The organism is Stenotrophomonas sp. PA-6-5C, from assembly GCF_021605635.1.
In the GTDB taxonomy this organism is placed as follows: domain Bacteria; phylum Pseudomonadota; class Gammaproteobacteria; order Xanthomonadales; family Xanthomonadaceae; genus Stenotrophomonas; species Stenotrophomonas lactitubi.
Genome location: NZ_WKEE01000008.1, coordinates 92936 through 110833, shown reverse-complemented (window position 1 = coordinate 110833; position 17898 = coordinate 92936). Strand labels below are relative to the sequence as shown.

The following is a 17898-nucleotide window of genomic DNA, read 5'->3' as shown; positions in this document are numbered from 1 at the left end:
CCCCCATGAGTAGTCACGCAACCGCAAACCGTTCCTCTTCCGTGGCGTCCCGCCCGGCCCTGCTCGATGCCGCCGGCCTGCGCCGCGCGCTCATCGAGGCCGTACGCAAGCTGTCGCCGATGCACTTGGTGCGCAGCCCGGTGATGGCGGTGGTGATGGCCGGCACGATCGTCGCCGCGATCATCACCCTGACCGGCAATGCACCACTGGGCTTCGGCCTGGCGGTGACGGCGATCCTGCTGGTCACCGTGCTGTTCGGCAATTTCGCCGAGGCCGTGGCCGAAGCACGTGGCCGTGGTCAGGCCGCCTCGCTGCGCCGCGCCCGCCAGGACCTGGTGGCGCGCCGTCTGGCGTCGGCGCAGGCCGGTGCCAGCGAAACCCAGGTGCCGGCCGCCGAACTGCGTCCCGGCGACCACGTGATCGTCAGTGCCGGCGAGCTGGTGCCGGCCGACGGCGAGATCGTGCAGGGCCTGGCCACCATCAACGAAGCGGCGGTGACCGGCGAGTCGGCACCGGTGCTGCGCGAGGCGGGTACGGATCGCTCCGGCGTGATCGGCGGCACCAAGGTGCTGTCCGACCAGATCGTCGTACGCATCACCGCCGAGCCGGGGCACAGCTTCCTGGACCGGATGATCGCGCTGGTGGAAGGCGCCAACCGGCAGAAGACACCGAATGAAATCGCGCTGACCCTGCTGCTGGCGGCGATGACGCTGACGTTCCTGGTGGTGGTGGCAACGCTGCCGGCGATCGGTGCCTCGGTGGGCGTCAAGGTTGATCCGCTGCTGCTGATCGCGCTGCTGGTGTGCCTGATCCCGACCACCATCGGTGGCCTGCTGCCGGCCATCGGCATCGCCGGCATGAACCGTGCGCTGGCCGCCAACGTGCTGGCCAAGTCGGGCAAGGCGGTGGAAGTGGCCGGTGACGTCGACGTGCTGCTGCTCGACAAGACCGGCACCATCACCTACGGCGACCGCCAGGCCAGCCACTTCCATGCACTGGCCGGGATCGACGCCGACCAGCTGCGTGAGGCGGCGCTGCTCTCTTCGCTGGCCGACCCGACGCCGGAAGGCAAGTCGATCGTGCGCCTGGCCCGCGAGCAGGGCTGCACCACCGCCGAGCCGGACCAGGCCGACTACCTGGCCTTCAGCGCGCAGACCCGCATGTCGGGTGTCGACCTGCTGCACGGCCGGCAGATCCGCAAGGGTGCCGCCGATGCGATCCGCGCCCATGTGCAGGCACTCGGCGGCACTGTGCCGGCCGAACTGGCCGGTCGCGTGGATCAGGTCGCACGCAACGGTGCTACGCCGCTGGTGGTGGCCGAGGGTCGCCATGTGCTGGGCGTGATCGAGCTGTCCGACGTGGTAAAGCACGGCATGCGCGAGAAGTTCGCGCAGCTGCGGGCGATGGGCATCCGCACGGTGATGATCACCGGCGACAACCCGCTGACGGCCGCCGCGATTGCCGCCGAAGCCGGTGTGGACGACTACATCGCCGAGGCACGACCCGAGGACAAGCTGGCACGCATCCGTGCCGAGCAGGCCGGTGGCCGCCTGGTGGCAATGGTCGGCGACGGTACCAACGATGCGCCGGCGCTGGCCCAGGCCGATATCGGCCTGGCGATGAATTCGGGCACGCAGGCGGCCAAGGAGGCCGGCAACATGGTCGACCTGGATTCGGATCCGGCCAAGCTGCTGGCGGTGGTGGAGGTGGGCAAGCAGCAGTTGATCACCCGCGGCGCGCTGACCACGTTCTCGCTGGCCAACGATGTGTCCAAGTACTTCGCGATCCTGCCGGCGTTGTTTGCCGCCACCGTGCCTGCGATGGCCGCGTTGAACGTGATGCAGTTGTCGAGCCCGCGCAATGCGGTGCTGGCGGCGCTGATCTTCAATGCCCTGGTGATTCCGGCCCTGATCCCGCTGGCGTTGCGAGGCGTGCGCTTCCGCCCGGCCACCGCAACGGCGCTGCTGCGCCGGAACATGCTGGTGTACGGCCTGGGTGGCGTGCTGCTGCCGTTCGCGGCGATCAAGTTGATCGACCTTCTTATTGTCCTGGTATTCGGCGCATGAACCGTTCTGACTCCCCTTCCCTTTCCCGCGAACTGAAAAGCGAGGCGCGCGTGGCCACGCTGCAGGATGGCGCCAGCTGGCGCCCGGCCATCGGCCTGGGCGTGGCCACCCTGCTGCTGGCCGGTGCGGTCTACGCCGGCATCGCCACCGGCTTCGCGGGCCTGTCCTTCCCGGCGCAGGCCGAAGGCAGCCTGCTGCGCGATGGCAGCGGCCAGGTGCGTGCTTCGGCATGGCTGTCGCAGCCGTTCACCGGCGATGGCTACTTCCAGGCACGACCGTCGGCGGCCAACTACGACCCGATGGCGGCGGCCGGTTCCAACCTGGCTCGCAGCAACCCGGCGCTGGCCGAACGCGTGGCAGCGAGTACTGCGGCAGTGGCCGCGCGCGAAGGCGTAGCGCCTGCGCAGGTTCCTGCCGATCTGGTCACCCAGTCCGGCGGCGGCCTGGATCCGCAGCTGTCGCCGGCGGCAGCGCAGTTGCAGGTGGCACGCGTGGCCCGCGCGCGTGGCCTGCCGGTCGAGCGCGTGCAGGCACTGGTGAAGGCCAACACGCAAGGCCGGCAATGGGGCGTGTTCGGCCAGCCACGGGTGAACGTGGTGACGCTGAACTTCGCCCTGGACCACGCGGCACGCGCGCCGTGATGCAGGCCTGCACCCGCTGCGCGCACAATGGCAGCCATGACAGCGGCACCCATGACTGATGCGCGTACCCGCCAGGCCGATGCCCTGGTGGAAGGCCTGCAACGCGAAGCCGGTGGCAAGCTCACCGTGTTCCTGGGCGCTGCGCCGGGCGTAGGCAAGACCTACGCGATGCTGACCCGTGCGCAGGAACAGCTGCGCCGTGGCGTGGACCTGGTGGTCGGGCTGGTGGAGACCCACGGCCGTGCCGATACCCAGGCCCTGCTGGAAGGGTTGCCGCGGTTGCCGCTGAAGGACGTGGCCTACCATGGCCACGACCTGCAGGAGATGGATCTGGACGCCGTGCTGGCACGCAGGCCGGCGCTGGTGCTGGTGGACGAGCTGGCCCATCGCAATGCGCCGGGCAGCCGCCATGAACGGCGCTGGCAGGACGTGATGGAACTGCTGGACGCCGGCATCGACGTCTGGACCACAGTCAACATCCAGCATCTGGAAAGCCTCAACGATGTGGTGATGCGCATCACCGGCGTACGCGTCAGCGAGACCGTGCCCGACGGCGTGCTCGACCGCCTGCACGACATCGTGCTGGTTGATCTGCCGCCGCGCGAACTGATCGCGCGCCTGCAGCAGGGCAAGGTGTACGTGCCCGAGCAGGCCGCGCAGGCACTGCAGGCGTTTTTCTCGCCGGCCAACCTGACCGCATTGCGCGAGCTGGCCATGCAGGAGGCCGCCGACCGCGTCGACAGCAGCCTGCGCGAGGCCCGTGCGGCCCGCGGTGAGAGCAATCTGCCGCTGCGTCGCGGCGTGCTGGTGGCAATCGATGGCGGTGGCCAGAGTGAATACCTGGTGCGGGTGGCGCGACGCATCGCCGAGCGCCGCGATGCACCGTGGACTGTGGTGACGGTGCAGGGACGCCGCCAGGACGAAGCGACCCGGCGCGAGATCGATGCGGCGTTCGCGCTGGCCCGCCGCCTGGGTGGCGAAGCCGAGCTGCTGCACGGCTCCAGCATCGCCGATGCATTGCTCGACCACGCCGCGCACAACGGCGTATCGACGCTGGTGCTGGGCCGTACCCGCGAGCGACCACTGGCGCGGATGTTCAACCGCACCCTGACCCAGCAGCTGATCCAGCGCGGCGCGCACTACGAGATCACCATCATCAGCACGCCGCAGGCGCGTGCGCGTTCCCGTCGTGAGGGGCTGCTGCCACCGATGCGTGGGATCAGCCACGAACCATTGCAGGCGCTGTTGGCTACTGCGCTGGCCTGCCTGGTGGCGTGGCTGGCCGAACGCTGGGTGGGCATGGCCGATCTGTCGATGGTGTTCATTGTGGCCGTGGTGCTGGTGGCCGCACGCACCCGCGCCAGCGTCGCGGTGATGGCGGCCATCCTGTGCTTCCTCGCCTACAACTTTTTGTTCATCGCCCCACGCTTCACCTTCGCCATCGGCGCGCGACAGGGCGTGATCACCGTGTTCCTGTTCCTGGCAGCGGCACTGGTCGCCGGACGCCTGGCGTCGCGCCTGCGCATGCAGGTGATCGCCCTGCGCGCGGCCAACCGCCATGCGCGCGCGCGCCAGCAGCTGGGCCGGCAGCTGGCCAGCGCAGCCGGCAACGGTGAAGTGGCACAGGCCGGCCGGCATGCGCTGGAACAGGCCATGGACGTTCCGGCATGGCTGCGGATCGGCGCCGATATCGCGGCCGGTGGCCGTCACCTGCCCGGTGATACCGATCTGGCAGCGGCCGACTGGGCCCTGCGCCATGGCCAGCCCAGTGGCCGCTTCACCGATACCCTCGCTGGCGCGCAATGGTGGTTCCTGCCGCTGTTGGACGGCGAGGACCGTGCGATCGGCGTGGCTGGCCTGTACCTGCCGGGTGCGCAGGCGCGGCTGCTGCCCGAACAGCGCCAACTGGCCGAAGCGATGGTTGATGACATCGCCCAGGCCGCCTTGCGCACGCGCCTGGTGGCCGAGCTGGAACAGGCGCACGTCAGCAACGAGACCGAGCGGCTGCGCTCTGCCCTGCTCTCCTCGGTGTCGCATGACCTGCGTTCGCCACTGGCGGCGATGATCGGCTCGGCCGACAGCCTGGCCAGCTACGGCGCGGCGATGGATCTGGCCGACCGCCGCGCCTTGCTGGACACCATCCTGGTCGAAGGCGAGCGTCTGGACCGCTACATCCAGAACCTGCTGGACATGACCCGGTTGGGCCACGAGGGTCTGAAGATCAACCGCGACTGGATAGGCGTGGATGAGCTGATTGGTTCGGCCGCCCGTCGCCTGCAGCGCTACCAGCCGAAGGTGCGGCTGGAGCTGGACATTCCGGCGACGCTGGCACCGATCTGGGTGCATCCGGCACTGGTCGAGCAGGCGGTGTTCAATGTGATGGAGAACGCTGCCAAGTTCTCGCCGGCCGATGCCGCCGTGCAGGTGCTGGCGCGCGAACTGGATGGTCAGCTGCGTATCGACGTGATCGATGCCGGCCCCGGCATTCCCGACGACGAGCGCGCGCGCATCTTCGACATGTTCTACAGCGTCGAGCGCGGCGACCGCGGCCGCCACGGCACCGGCCTCGGCCTGACCATCTGCCAGGGCATGATCGGCGCGCACGGCGGCAGCGTGCAGGCGCTGCCCGGGCGCGACGGTCGCGGTACCCTGATCCGCATCACCCTGCCCCTGCTCAAGCCAGCCTCCCACGATGAGTCCGACCCCGACTGATGCCAGCGCGCCGGCCCCGCGCGTGCTGGTGATCGACGATGAAACCCAGATCCGCCGGTTCCTGGACATCAGCCTGCGCGCGCAGGGCTACCAGGTGCGCCAGGCCGCGACCGGCCAGGAAGGCCTGCAGATGGCCGCCAGCGAGGACATGGACCTGGTGATCCTGGACATCGGCCTGCCGGACATGGAAGGCCACGAGGTGCTGGAGCAGCTGCGGCAGTGGAGCCAGGTGCCGGTGATCATGCTGACCGTGCGTGCCGGCGAAACCGAGAAGGTGCGTGCACTGGACAACGGCGCCAACGACTACGTGACCAAACCCTTCGGTACCCAGGAGCTGATGGCGCGGGTACGGGCGCTGCTGCGCACACGCAGCGTGCCGACCGATGGCACGCCGCCGGTGTTCGACGATGGCCACCTGCACGTGGACCTGGTTCGCCGCGAAGTGGCGATCGATGGCGAGCTGGTGGCGTTGACCCGCAAGGAGTACGCGCTGTTGTCGCTGCTGCTGCGCAATGCCGGGCGGGTGGTCACCCAACCGCAGATCCTGCAGGAAATCTGGGGACCCACCCACCAGCACGACACCCACTACCTGCGCATCCTGGTCGGCAAGCTGCGGCACAAGCTGGGCGACTCGGCGCTGGATTCACGCTACCTGTTCACCGAACCGGGCGTGGGGTTGCGGTTCAAGGGGTGAGGCGTGCCGACCAACGGTCGGCACCCACCAGACACGTAGATCCACGCCATGCGTGGATGGACATCCATCAAAGCGCATCCACGCATGGCGTGGATCTACTGTGTCGACCAAGGTCGACACCTACCAAGAGCAGGCCATGCCATTCCGGCAGATCGCGGAGATCTGTCGAAGGCGGGGTGGGTCCGGTTGCGGGGGCGTGAGCCGCATGGGCCCGAGGCATGCCTCGGGCGGGTTGGGCAGGACGCCCAACCCCGGTCTTGCCGTGTGCGCAGGACAGCGCACACGAGCAAGCGGCGACCGAGCTTACATGGACGTACTTGCAGCGTCCCCCGCGACCGGACCCACCCCGCCATCCCGCAGGAAGCCAGCGGTTGAATTTTTTGACGTTGACGTGGATTCGGCGGGTGCCGGGGCAGCCCGGCGCCACCTCAGAATCCCAGCGGGGTGTCGCCCAGTACCGGCTGCAGCTGGCTGCGGAACAGTGCCTGGATGCGCTCCAGTGCCGCTTCGTCGTTGCCTTCGAAGCGCAGCACCAGCACCGGCGTGGTGTTGGACGCGCGAACCAGGCCCCAGCCGTCGGCGAAGTCCACCCGCAGGCCGTCGATGGTCGACAGTCGACCACCCACATACGGGTTGTCCGGCGACTGCGCAGCGGCCACCAGCATCGCCACCAACGCATGCGGGGTTCCCTCGGCCACCGGCACCTTCAGCTCCGGCGTCGCCACCATTTCCGGCAGTTCGGCCAGCACGTCGTCCGGCGTTTCTTCGCGCTGGGCCAGGATCTCCAGCAGGCGTGCAGCGGCGTACAAGCCATCGTCGAAGCCGAACCAGCGTTCCTTGAAGAAGAAGTGGCCGCTCATCTCGCCCGCCAGTTCGGCGTCGGTCTCGCGCATCTTCGCCTTCATCAGCGAGTGCCCGGTCTTCCACATCAACGGGCTGCCGCCATTGCGCAGCACGTGATCGGACAACTTGCCGGTGCACTTCACGTCGTAGATCACCATCGCGCCCGGGTTGCGCATCAGCACGTCGGCGGCGAACAGCATCAGCAGACGGTCGGCGTAGATGATCTTGCCTTCAGCGGTGACCACGCCAAGGCGATCGCCATCACCATCGAACGCCACGCCGAGGTCGGCGCCGAAGCGCTTGACCGTCTGCACCAGGTCTTCCAGGTTGGCCGGTTCGCTGGGATCGGGGTGGTGGTTGGGGAAGGTGCCGTCGACATCGCAGTACAACGGAATGACTTCGGCGCCGATCGCTTCCAGCAGCTGCGGCGCCAAGGCACCGGCCACGCCGTTGCCCGCATCGGCGACCACCTTCAGCGGGCGGTCCAGCTGCACGTCATCGGCAATACGCTGGATGTAATCAGCGCTGACCTCGCGCTGCTGGTAGTCACCCGGTTCCGCCGCCTGCACGAGGCGGCCTTCGACAATGCGCTGGTAAAGGTCGGTGATCGCATCGCCGGACAGGGTCTCACCACCGATGACGATCTTGAAACCGTTGTAGTCCGGCGGATTGTGGCTGCCGGTAACCGCTACGCAGGTACCGGTGCGCAGATGGTAGGCGGCGAAATACACGACCGGGGTCGGAGCCAGACCGATATCGATCACCGCACAGCCGGCACGCCGCAGGCCTTCGGCCAGCCCCGCCGACAGTTCCGGACCGGACAGGCGGCCATCGCGGCCGATCACCACCTCGCGCAGGCCCTGCTCGAGGGCGACGGTGCCGATGGCCTGGCCGATCAGCGCGGCGGTGCGCGCCGTCAGTTCGCTGCCGACCACGCCGCGGATGTCATAGGCACGGAAGATGCCCGCAGCCAGTTCCTCGGCGGGAACCGGTGGCGGCGGAGGCGGCGCAGCCTCGGCCACCGCCTCGCCGGGTACCGTCGGCGGGACCATCTGCAGGCTTTCACGCAGGGTCGGGCCGTGATCGGCGTCGGCCACCGCGCTGCGCCGGCTGGGCAGCGGCAGTGATTTCGGCAGTCGGCCACGGCCTACCACCAGCAGTACCGCGATGAAGGCCAGCAGCAGGGCGACAATCGCGCTGGCCAGGGCTCCCAACCCCAGCGGGCCGGGTTCCACATTGGGCACCCCGGCGGCCAGTCGCAGCGTGGTTCCGGCCACCGGGCGCGCCATTGCCTCGGCGCTCTCGGACAGGCCGGTATCGCCCTGCACCACGATGTTGTGCGTTCCCTGGCGCAGTGCCAGGAAGCCGTTGCCGGGGGCGCGCACCTGGTCCAGCGGCGCAGTCAACCGCAGCAGCGGCTGGCGCACATAGACCACCGCTGGCCCGACACCGGCCAGCTGTACCGGCGCGGCCAGACCCAGGCGGTTGCCGCCGCCATCGCGGACCACGCGCAGGGTTGCCTTGCCGTCGGCCAGCGCCGATTCCAGCAGGGCCAGGCGTGCGTATCCAAAGGTGGCCGCATCGGCGTAGCCCGCGGCGAGGTCAGCGCCCAGCACCTCCACCTGCTCGACGCCGGTCCAGCTTTCCCGCAGCGCCAGCGCGGCGCCGGCGGCATCACCCGCCTGCAGCGCCTGCTGGACGCGGTCGCCCTTCAACTGCTGCTGCAGCTGCTGCAGCTGGCCGGCGGCGGCCTGCTGCAGCCCTTGCACGGCCTGGTCGCGCGCCTGTTCCAGCGCTTCCCCGCTGGCCGCCTGCCGCCACTGCTGTACCGCGCTCCAGCCGAACCAGCCAGCCAGCAGTACCAGCAGTACACCCAGCAATGGCGCGCTCCGTCCCAACGACTTTCCCCGCTGTGCTTCCCCGATGCCGCTCATCGATGTCCCCTGTCAACGCACCCCGGTATGGCCGAATCCACCCGTTCCCCGCACGCTGTCGGTGAAAGTATCCACCACCTGCAGGCTGACGCGGGCAATCGGCACGACCACCAGCTGCGCGATGCGATCGCCCGGCTCGATGGTGAAGGCCTCGCGGCCTCGGTTCCAGACACTGATCAGCAGCGGCCCCTGGTAATCGGCGTCGATCAGGCCGGTGCCGTTGCCGAGCACGATGCCATGGCGATGGCCCAGGCCTGAACGCGGCAGGATCACCGCACACAGATGCGGGTCGGCGATATGGATGGCCAGCCCGCTGGGGACCAGTGCGGTATCGCCCGGCTGCAGGGTCAGCGCGGTTTCCAGCGCCGCGCGCAGATCCATGCCGGCGCTGGCTTCGGTGGCATAGGCCGGCAGCGGCCAGCTGTCACCGAAGCGCGGGTCGAGCAGCTTGACCTGCAACGGTTGCGGGGAGAATCCGTGGGTATTGCTTGCCTGGGTCATGCCTGAAGTCTCCGCGCGATCAGCGCCAGCAGTTGTTCGGCCAGCTCACGCTTGGAAGTAGCCGGGAATACCTGTTCGCCATCCTGCCAGAAGGCCGTGGCGGCATTGTTGTCGCTTTCGAAACCACCGCCGCTGATGCCCACCTGGTTGGCGATCACCAGGTCCAGGCGCTTGTCGACCAGCTTGCCGCGCGCATATTTCTCCACATCGTGGGTCTCGGCGGCAAAGCCGACCACCAGCTTCAACGACTGCGTCTGCGCGGCAACCTCGGCGAGGATGTCCGGGGTGCGCACCAGCTCGATCACCAGCGACTGGCTGTCGGCGGTCTTCTTCAGCTTCTGCGCGGCCACCTGGCGCGGGGTGTAGTCGGAAACCGCGGCAGCACCGATGTAGATATCGGCCGGCAGCGCATTCAGTACCGCTTCGCGCATCTGCGCGGCAGAGCGCACATCGATGCGCTGCACGCCGGGCGGCGTCGGCAGCTGCACCGGCCCGCTGACCAGCACCACCTGGGCACCCAGCCCGGCGGCAGCGGCGGCCAGCGCGTAGCCCATCTTGCCGCTGCTGCGGTTGCCCACATAACGCACCGGATCGATGTCTTCATAGGTCGGGCCGGCGCTGATCAGCAGGCGCAGGCCCTGCAGCGCGCGCGTTTCCGGCGCCGCAGCGACGGCGGCAGCAGTGCCGTTGGCGGCCAGGGCGGCGACGATGTCGCCCGGCTCGGCCAGACGGCCGGGGCCGGATTCGCCTTCGGCCAGCGGCCCATCGACCGGACCGATCACCTGCGCGCCACGCTGGCGCAGCAGGGCGATATTGGCCTGGGTGGCCGGATGCAGCCACATCCGATGGTTCATCGCCGGGCACACGGTCAGCGGCGCGGTGCTGGCCAGGCACAGGGTGCTGACCAGGTCGTCGGCGTGGCCCTGGGCCAGGCGTGCCAGCAGGTCGGCGGTGCCCGGCGCGATCACGATGCGATCGGCCCAGCGTGCCAGTTCAATGTGGCCCATTGCCTGTTCGGCGGCGCTGTCCCACAACGTGGTGCGGGTCGGCTGGCCGGAAAGGGCCTGGAAGCTGAGTGGTGTAACGAACTGCTGGGCGCCGGCCGTCATCGCCACCTGTACCAGCGCACCGGCATCACGCAGGCGTCGAACCAGTTCCAGGGCCTTGTAGGCCGCGATCCCGCCGCCGACACACAAGAGCAGTTTCTGGCCTTCCAGCGCGCGGATCCGCGTCGGGGAAGCGTTGGGAGAATCAGCCACCTGGAATTCCTGTGCAAACGAGGGCGTTAGCTTACCCGAAGGCCGGCAACCTCCCGGTGCACGCGGCACATAGCGGGCGGCTATCAGCACATGGACAGCCCGCAGGGAGTTTTCCGGGTTTGCTGCATGCCGATTCGGAACTTTCCTATACCTCTTCGCGTCCCCGCTTTGCAGAATCATCGCTGGCCACCCGGGTGTGCCGTTCGATTTCCCAGGAGTTCCCCGTGCAACCGCGCATCATCATTGCCGACGACCATCCGGTCGTCCTGCACGGCATCCGAATCGTGCTCGAGCGTCACCAGATGGACGTGGCCGGTGCCGCTGCCGACGGTGCTGGACTGCTGCAGCTGCTGGTACAGCAGCCCTGCCATGCCGTACTCACCGACCTGTCCATGCCCGGCCCGGGCCCGGATGGTCCCGAACTGCTGGCTGTGCTGCGCCAACGCCATCCCGAACTTCCCGTGGTGGTGCTGACCGGGGCCAGGCACCCGGGGTTGCTCGATGGCCTGCTACGCGATGGCGTACACGGCCTGGTCGACAAGAGCGCCGACTTCGCCGAGCTGCCGCAGGCCCTGCATGCCGCCATGGCAGGGCAGATATTCGTTTCCGATCAGCTGCGGCGCCACCTGCAGGCCCGCGATCTGCTGTTCCCGCATCCACCGGCTGCGTTGTCGACACGCGAACTGGAAGTGCTGCAACTGCTGACCGATGGCCTGAACATCAATGCCATCGCCGACCGCAGCGGACGCAGCCCGAAGACGATCAGCCGGCAGAAGGCCGAAGCCATGCGCAAGCTGGGCCTGCAGAACAACCAGGAGCTGTACGACTATCTGCAGACCCGGCGCGACTGAGGACTTGGCCGACCCACGGGTACGGCAAGCGCTTATGGGAGCGGTCGGCAATGATCGCCATGATGGGCACCATGCCCATCCATGAATGGCCCGAAGAAGAGCGCCCCCGCGAGAAGCTGCTGGCCCGGGGGCCCACGTCACTGTCCGACGCCGAACTGCTGGCCCTGTTCCTGGGTTCCGGCATTGGCGGCCGGGACGCCGTACAGACCGCGCGCGACCTGTTGCTTGCCCACGGTCCATTGCGGGTGCTGCTGGACCGCCCCGCCCGCGACCTGTCGAAACTGCCTGGCTTGGGGCCGGCTCGCAGCTGCACACTGGCCGCCGGGCTGGAGCTGGCCCACCGCTACCTGGCCGCTGAACTGCAACAGGGTGAAGCGGTCGGCAACAACCCATCGGCCGTCGGTCGCTACCTGCAGCACCGTCTGCGCGGGCAGGCACGGGAACTGTTCGTGGTCCTGTTCCTGGACAACCGCCACCGCCTGATCGCCTGCGAGGAACTGTTCGCCGGCACCATCAACGCGGCCCCGGTCTACCCGCGCGAAGTGGTGCGCAGAGCGCTGCTGCACAACGCCGCCGCGGTCATCCTCAGCCATAACCACCCCTCCGGCGACCCGGAACCCTCGGCCGCCGACGCACAGATCACCGAAGAGCTGCAGCGGGCCCTCGCCCTGGTCGACATCCGCCTGCTGGACCACTTCGTGGTGGGCGAGGGGCGTCCCGTTTCGTTTGCTGAACGAGGCCTTCTACCACCACTGCAGGCCCGCCTGGTCGGATGAGCCCCCGGCAGCAGCCGGCGGCCAGGCCTGCCCTGGCAGGCAGGCCCCGGTCAGCGTTGGGGCCGGCATCTGCGCTAAAATGGGCGATTCCGCCGCTCATTCTCACAGCAGGCCTCGTGAAAAATCTCCTCCGCGCCCTGATCAGCCAAGGCATCGAAGCCTTGCGCGCCAATGGCACCCTGCCCGTCGACTCCCTGCCGCCGGACTTCGTGGTCGAGCGCCCGAAGACCCGCGACCATGGCGACTTCGCCACCAACGCCGCGATGCTGCTGGCCAAAGCCGCGCGCAGCAATCCGCGCGCACTGGCACAGGCGCTGGTCGAGGCGCTGCCGCGCAGTGAAGACGTCAGCAAGGTCGAGATCGCCGGCCCCGGTTTCATCAATTTCCACCTGGCGCCGGCCGCGTACCAGCGTGAGGCCGTCACCGTGATCAAGGAAGGCGCCGATTACGGCCGCAACCTGTCCGGCAATGGCCGCACGGTGGGCGTGGAGTACGTGTCGGCCAACCCGACCGGTCCGCTGCATGTCGGCCATGGCCGCGCTGCGGCCATCGGCGACTGCGTGGCACGCGTGCTCGATGCCAACGGCTGGAACGCCAAGCGCGAGTTCTACTACAACGATGCCGGCGTGCAGATCGAGAATCTGGCGCTGTCGACCCAGGCCCGGGTGAAGGGCATCGCTCCGGACCAGGAAGGCTGGCCGGAAGGGGGCTATCGCGGCGACTACATCGCCGACGTGGCGCGCGCCTACATGTCCGGCGCCAGCGTCGACCTGGAAGGCACCCTCGTGGTCGGTGCCAAGGACCCGGACGACCTGCAGGCGATCCGTCGCTTCGCCGTGGCCTACCTGCGCAACGAGCAGAACCTGGACCTGGCCGCGTTCGGCGTGGATTTCGACATCTACTTCCTGGAAAGCTCGCTGTACGCCGACGGCAAGGTGGCCGAGGCGGTGGCCAAGCTGCAGGCGTCCGGCCATACCTATGAAGAAGGCGGCGCGCTGTGGCTGCGCAGCACCGACTTCGGTGACGACAAGGACCGCGTGATGCGCAAGTCCGACGGCACCTTCACCTACTTCGTGCCGGACGTGGCCTACCACCTGTCGAAGTGGCAGCGCGGCTACGAGCGCGCGATCACCGAGCTGGGCGCGGACCACCACGGTTCGCTGGCGCGCGTGCGTGCCGGCCTGCAGGCGATGGAAGTGGGCATCCCGCAGGGCTGGCCGGAATACGTGCTGCACCAGATGGTGACCGTCATGCGCGGCGGCGAGGAAGTGAAGCTGTCCAAGCGTGCCGGCAGCTACTTCACCCTGCGCGACCTGATCGAAGAAGCCGGCCGCGATGCCACCCGCTGGTTCCTGATCGCGCGCAAACCCGATTCGCAGCTGACCTTCGACATCGACCTGGCCCGCCAGCAGAGCAACGACAACCCGGTGTTCTACGTGCAGTACGCCCATGCCCGCGTCTGCAGCCTGCTGCGCCAGGCGCAGGAGAAGGGTCTGGTCTACGAACAGGGTACCGGCCTGTCCAACCTGGGCCGTCTGGCCGATGACGCATCGCTGGCCCTGATGAACGAGATCTCGCGTTATCCGGAAGTGGTGGAAGCGGCCGGCGTGGCGCTGGAGCCGCACCTGGTCGCGCAGTACCTGCGCGAATTGGCGCACGCGTTCCACACGTGGTATCACGGGACGCCGGTACTGGTGGACGACGCGACCGATCGCAATGCCAAGTTGACCCTGGCCTGCGCAGCGCGCCAGGTACTGGCCAACGGCCTCGACCTCCTGGGCGTTTCCGCCCCGGAAAAAATGTAAGTCTCAGGAGACGCAGTAGACATGGCAGCACGACGCGGCAAGACACAGGCTCGGCGCAACAGCAGCCAAGGCACGCCCGGATGGGTGTGGCTGGTTGCCGGCGTGGCGATCGCCGCCGTGGTGTTCCTGGCGGCGCCGAACCTGTTCAAGGGCGAGGGTGATGGCTTCCTGCGCGCCGGTCCGCAGCCGAACCCGAACGCGCAGCCGGCGCCGGTGGCCGATGGCGAAAGCGATGTCGGCACCCAGCCGGCCACGCAGCCGGCCACGCCGAAACCGGCCGAACCGGAAAAGCCGGCCGCCACCCAGTACGACTTCTACACCCTGCTGCCGGGCAAGGAAGTTGAAATGTCCGACGCCGAACTGGCCGCCAGCGCGCGTGCCGAAGACCAGCGCCGGGCCAAGGCCGAAGCGCAGCGCGCGCAGGCCGCACTGGAAGGCAAGCCGGTGCCGGCGGTTGCGGCCGCCGCACCTGCGGCGACGGCGAGCGTTGCCAGCACCGCGCCGGTGACCGCCACCAGCCGTCCGCTGCCGACCCCGGTAAGTGAACGCCCGGCAGCAGCGACGCCGGCAGCCGGCACCACCGCGCCGGCCAGCACCGTTGCCGCCGCTCCTGCGGCACGCAGCGAAGCCGCGCCGGCCGCCGCCAGCGCTGCGGCAGCCCCGGCACCGGCCGACAATGCCCGCTACATCCTGCAGGCAGGTGCATTCGGCGCTTCCGGTGATGCTGAAGCGACCAAGGCCAAGCTGGCGATGATGGGCCTGGCTGCACGCGTGGAGTCGGCGCAGATCAACGGCAAGACCGTGTACCGCGTGCGCATGGGGCCCTATGGCAGCGCCGGTGAGCTTTCCGAAGCCAAGCAGAAGCTGGATGGCACCGGCCTGCAGGCGATGGCGATCAAGGCGCAGTAAGTCTGCGCGCATGAATGAAAAAGCCGGGCGTTGCCCGGCTTTTTTTTGCCTGTAGAGCCGAGCCCACGCTCGGCTGATCGCCCATCAAGCCGAGCATCGGCTCGGCTCTACAGAACGCATCCAGGGCGCGGATCAGCCCTCGCGGGCAACCTGGAAGCCGGCGAACGACTGGCTGACCGGCATCAGTTCCAGGCGATTGATGTTCAGGTGCGGCGGCAGGCTCGCTACCCAGAAGATCTGCTCGGCGATGTCCTCGGCGGTCATCGGATTGGCGCCGGTGTACAGCTTGTCCGAGGCGACCTGGTCGCCATGGGTGCGGACCACGGTGAACTCGGTTTCGGCCATGCCCGGCTCGATGGTGGTCACCCGTACGCCGGTACCGTGCAGGTCCGAGCGCAGGCCCAGCGAGAACTGGCTGACGAACGCCTTGGTGCCGCCATAGGCATTGCCGCCCGGATACGGATAGACACCGGCCACCGACGAAATGTTGATGATCGCGCCCTTGCGCTCCACCAGCTGCGGCAACAGGCGATGGGTCAGGGTGACCAGCGCGGTGATGTTGGTGTCGATCATCGTCGTCCAGTCCTTCAGGCTGGCGCTCTGCGCCGGCGCGGTGCCCTGGGCAAGACCGGCATTGTTGACCAGCAGGTCGATGTCACCGAAGGCCGGCGGCAGGGCCAGCAGCGCCGCTTCCATCGCGATCGGATCACGCACGTCGAACACGGCCGCGTGCACCACCTCCTTGCCGTAGCGCTCGACCAGCGGCTGCAGGCGTTCGCTGCGACGGCCGGTGGCGATCACTTTCCAGCCCGCCTGGGCGAAGCGGTGGACGGCAGCGGCGCCGAAGCCGGAAGTGGCGCCGGTAATCAGGACGGTTCGGGTCATCAGACAACTCCGTGGGAAACCAGACCGCCATTCTGGCACCGTCGGTCCACGGCTGCGTTGCCTGATCGGCCCGCTGCGTCGCGCGCGGTCAGCGCAGGCGGAACACGCGAGCCTTCGGCAGGTCTTCGTCAACCTGCAGGAACCAGCGCCCGGCGATACCCGGGATCACCTCGATCTGCGGTGCCTGCAAGGTCCTGCGCAGCTTCATCTGGCCCTTCATCACCTGCCACTGCTGGCCGTTGTCGAGGGTGAACACCGTGCCCGGTTCCCAGCCCGCAACGTCGCCGACCACGCGGGCGCTGACCGGGCCCTCTTCCAGGCCCAGGTGCATCGCCGCCGGGGCGGGAACGTTGGCCGGCAACGGTGCGCCGGGGCTGGCGGCAACCGGTGCGCGCGTGGGGACAGGCGCAGATGCCTCTGCCTCGCGCAGCACGCGGTTCAGGGTCTGCAGCTGGGTCGCGTCCAGGCCCACTTCGGCCAGCTGGGTCGCGCTGAGACGCTGCTCCACGGGCACGAAACGGTCCTGGGCGGTGGCGGCGAAGCTGCTGGCGACCAGCAGAACGGAAAGGAGGTACCGGCGCATCGGGAAGAGTCTCTGCAGAACAGCGCTCACGATGCTGCAATCCGGTGACAGTCCGGTTACAGCCGCCGGGCCGGTACAATGGGCCATGATCAATAACGATGTGCTGCGCAGCGTGCGCTACTCCCTGGACCTCGGCGACCACCACGTGGTGACCCTGTGCCAGATGGCCGATCCGGCGTTCGACGTGGATGTCGAGCAGGCCAAGGCCTGGCTGCTGCGTGAAGACGAGCCGGGTTTCCAGCCGATGAGCGACAGTGCGCTGGCGCACTTCCTCGATGGCCTGATCCTGCACCTGCGCGGTCAGGATGAGGGCCAGGCGCCGCGCGCGGTGGAAACCCGCATCGACAACAATCTCGTGCTGAAGAAGCTGCGCGTGGCCTTCCAGCTGCGCGATGTCGACATGATGGAGATCTTCACCAGCATCGGCTTCAACGTCTCCAAATCCGAACTTGGCGCGCTGTTCCGCCAGCCCGGCCACAAGAACTATCGGCGCTGCCTGGACCAGATGCTGCGCAACTTCCTCAAGGGCCTGAGCCTGCGCCTGCGCGGCTGAGCACGGCATCGACGAAGGCGCGTGCGGCTGGCGTCGGCAGGCGCTGCCAGACCAGATGTACGCGCCGGGTCGGGGTCGGTTGCAGCGGCACCTGCACCACCCCTTCGAAACCGTCGGCGATCCGCACCGGCACGATCCCCACCGCCAGGCCGTGGCGGACGAAGCGCTCGACCAGTTCCATCAGGTTGACCTCGAAACGCACCTGATGCGGCAGGCCCGCTGCGGCGAACGCATCATCGGTCTGCCGGCGCGCGCCGGTCCCCCGCGGGAAATCGACCAGGGCCTCATCCTGCAGCGCCGCCAACGGCAATCGCTGGCGCGTGGCCAGCCGATGCTGCGGCGCCAGCACGGCCACCAGATCCTCTTCCTGCAGCATCTGGTGGCAGACGCCTTCAAGATCGGCCGACGGTGCCAGCCCCACCAGCGCCACGTCCAATGCACGTGACTGCACCTGCTCCAGCAGGGTCTCGCTCTTGTCCACCCGCAACTGGAATTCGACCTGCGGATGCTGCTGCTGGAAGGCCGCCAGCATGGCGACCACGTCGATGCCGGTCAGCGACGAGATCTGCCCGATCGCCAGCAGCCCGCGCACCTCACCACTGACGGCAGCGACGTCGGCACGCAGGTGGCGCAGGCTGGCCAGCACCTGCCGCGCGTGCACCAGCAACGCTTCGCCCGCGGCCGTAGCGCGCACCTGGCGCGGCAGCCGCTCGAACAACACGATGCCCAGCTCCTGCTCCAGATGGGCGATCTGGTGGCTCAAGGCGGACTGAACCACATGGCAGCGCGCGGCCGCACGGGTGAAGTTGCCCTCTTCAGCCAGGGCCACGGCGAATTCGAGCTGCTTGAGCTTCACGCCGGTATCTCAATTCCAGATGACAGGGAT

At 68.4% G+C, this 17898-nt stretch carries 15 protein-coding genes; 9 read left to right on the top strand and 6 right to left on the bottom strand.

Annotated elements, in window-relative coordinates; translation table 11 throughout:
* The first annotated feature begins 5 nt into the window (after positions 1-5).
* Genes kdpB through GIW57_RS05290 form a run of 4 tightly spaced genes read left to right on the top strand, consistent with a single transcriptional unit; the run spans position 6 to position 6113 of the window.
* The gene (kdpB, locus tag GIW57_RS05305; protein WP_236509361.1) at positions 6-2066 is read left to right on the top strand and encodes a potassium-transporting ATPase subunit KdpB; all 2061 of its coding nucleotides are present in this window, start codon (positions 6-8) and stop codon (positions 2064-2066) included.
* Complete coding sequence (gene kdpC, locus GIW57_RS05300; protein ID WP_100461950.1) at positions 2063-2707, top strand: potassium-transporting ATPase subunit KdpC; 645 nt, start codon at positions 2063-2065, stop codon at positions 2705-2707. Before kdpB ends, kdpC begins: the two co-directional genes overlap by 4 nt.
* 51 nt (positions 2708-2758) lie before the next feature.
* On the top strand, positions 2759-5419 hold the full coding sequence (locus tag GIW57_RS05295; RefSeq protein ID WP_100461949.1) for a sensor histidine kinase KdpD: 2661 nt from the start codon (positions 2759-2761) through the stop codon (positions 5417-5419).
* On the top strand, positions 5400-6113 hold the full coding sequence (locus GIW57_RS05290) for a response regulator transcription factor (RefSeq protein WP_025879418.1): 714 nt from the start codon (positions 5400-5402) through the stop codon (positions 6111-6113). The genes GIW57_RS05295 and GIW57_RS05290 overlap by 20 nt, the downstream gene beginning before the upstream one ends.
* Before the next feature lie 428 nt (positions 6114-6541).
* Here the strand turns inward: GIW57_RS05290 and GIW57_RS05285 are convergent, their stop codons facing one another.
* From GIW57_RS05285 to coaBC, 3 genes are read right to left on the bottom strand one after another with little or no spacing between them, the layout of a single operon-like run.
* Entirely contained in the window at positions 6542-8890 is a 2349-nt protein-coding gene (locus tag GIW57_RS05285; protein ID WP_236509360.1) for a phosphomannomutase/phosphoglucomutase, read from the bottom strand.
* Positions 8891-8902: 12 nt separating this feature from the next.
* Positions 8903-9391 carry a dUTP diphosphatase gene (dut, locus tag GIW57_RS05280; protein ID WP_100461947.1) on the bottom strand — a complete coding sequence of 163 codons (489 nt, stop codon included), beginning with the start codon at positions 9389-9391 and terminating at the stop codon, positions 8903-8905.
* Positions 9388-10650: a bifunctional phosphopantothenoylcysteine decarboxylase/phosphopantothenate--cysteine ligase CoaBC gene (gene coaBC, locus GIW57_RS05275; protein WP_236509359.1), complete on the bottom strand. Its 1263-nt coding sequence runs from the start codon at positions 10648-10650 to the stop codon at positions 9388-9390. The genes dut and coaBC overlap by 4 nt, the downstream gene beginning before the upstream one ends.
* Positions 10651-10874: 224 nt before the next feature.
* Here coaBC and GIW57_RS05270 point away from each other — a divergent pair, with 224 nt between their 5' ends.
* The 4 genes from GIW57_RS05270 (at position 10875) to GIW57_RS05255 (ending at position 14991) form a co-directional block, all read left to right on the top strand.
* Positions 10875-11501 (top strand): response regulator transcription factor, encoded by a 627-nt coding sequence (locus GIW57_RS05270; RefSeq protein WP_089241998.1) that lies wholly within the window; start codon positions 10875-10877, stop codon positions 11499-11501.
* 71 nt (positions 11502-11572) lie between these two features.
* Positions 11573-12277 carry a DNA repair protein RadC gene (radC, locus tag GIW57_RS05265; protein WP_100461945.1) on the top strand — a complete coding sequence of 235 codons (705 nt, stop codon included), beginning with the start codon at positions 11573-11575 and terminating at the stop codon, positions 12275-12277.
* Positions 12278-12393: 116 nt separating this feature from the next.
* Positions 12394-14082: an arginine--tRNA ligase gene (argS, locus tag GIW57_RS05260; protein ID WP_025878374.1), complete on the top strand. Its 1689-nt coding sequence runs from the start codon at positions 12394-12396 to the stop codon at positions 14080-14082.
* Between the two features lie 21 nt (positions 14083-14103).
* Positions 14104-14991 carry an SPOR domain-containing protein gene (locus GIW57_RS05255; protein ID WP_236509358.1) on the top strand — a complete coding sequence of 296 codons (888 nt, stop codon included), beginning with the start codon at positions 14104-14106 and terminating at the stop codon, positions 14989-14991.
* A 132-nt stretch (positions 14992-15123) separates the two neighbouring features.
* On the opposite strand, the gene GIW57_RS05250 is transcribed toward GIW57_RS05255, so the two are convergent.
* Entirely contained in the window at positions 15124-15876 is a 753-nt protein-coding gene (locus tag GIW57_RS05250; protein ID WP_089241353.1) for an SDR family NAD(P)-dependent oxidoreductase, read from the bottom strand.
* Between the two features lie 88 nt (positions 15877-15964).
* A complete protein-coding gene (locus tag GIW57_RS05245; protein WP_236509357.1) occupies positions 15965-16459 on the bottom strand; it encodes a hypothetical protein in 495 nt (164 codons plus the stop codon).
* An 85-nt stretch (positions 16460-16544) separates the two neighbouring features.
* Between GIW57_RS05245 and GIW57_RS05240 the strand changes: the two genes are divergently transcribed.
* Positions 16545-17012 carry a DUF1456 family protein gene (locus tag GIW57_RS05240; protein WP_100461940.1) on the top strand — a complete coding sequence of 156 codons (468 nt, stop codon included), beginning with the start codon at positions 16545-16547 and terminating at the stop codon, positions 17010-17012.
* On the opposite strand, the gene GIW57_RS05235 is transcribed toward GIW57_RS05240, so the two are convergent.
* Complete coding sequence (locus GIW57_RS05235; protein ID WP_236509356.1) at positions 16981-17868, bottom strand: LysR family transcriptional regulator; 888 nt, start codon at positions 17866-17868, stop codon at positions 16981-16983. The two genes, GIW57_RS05240 and GIW57_RS05235, sit on opposite strands and share 32 nt — an antisense overlap.
* Between the last annotated feature and the right edge of the window lie 30 nt (positions 17869-17898).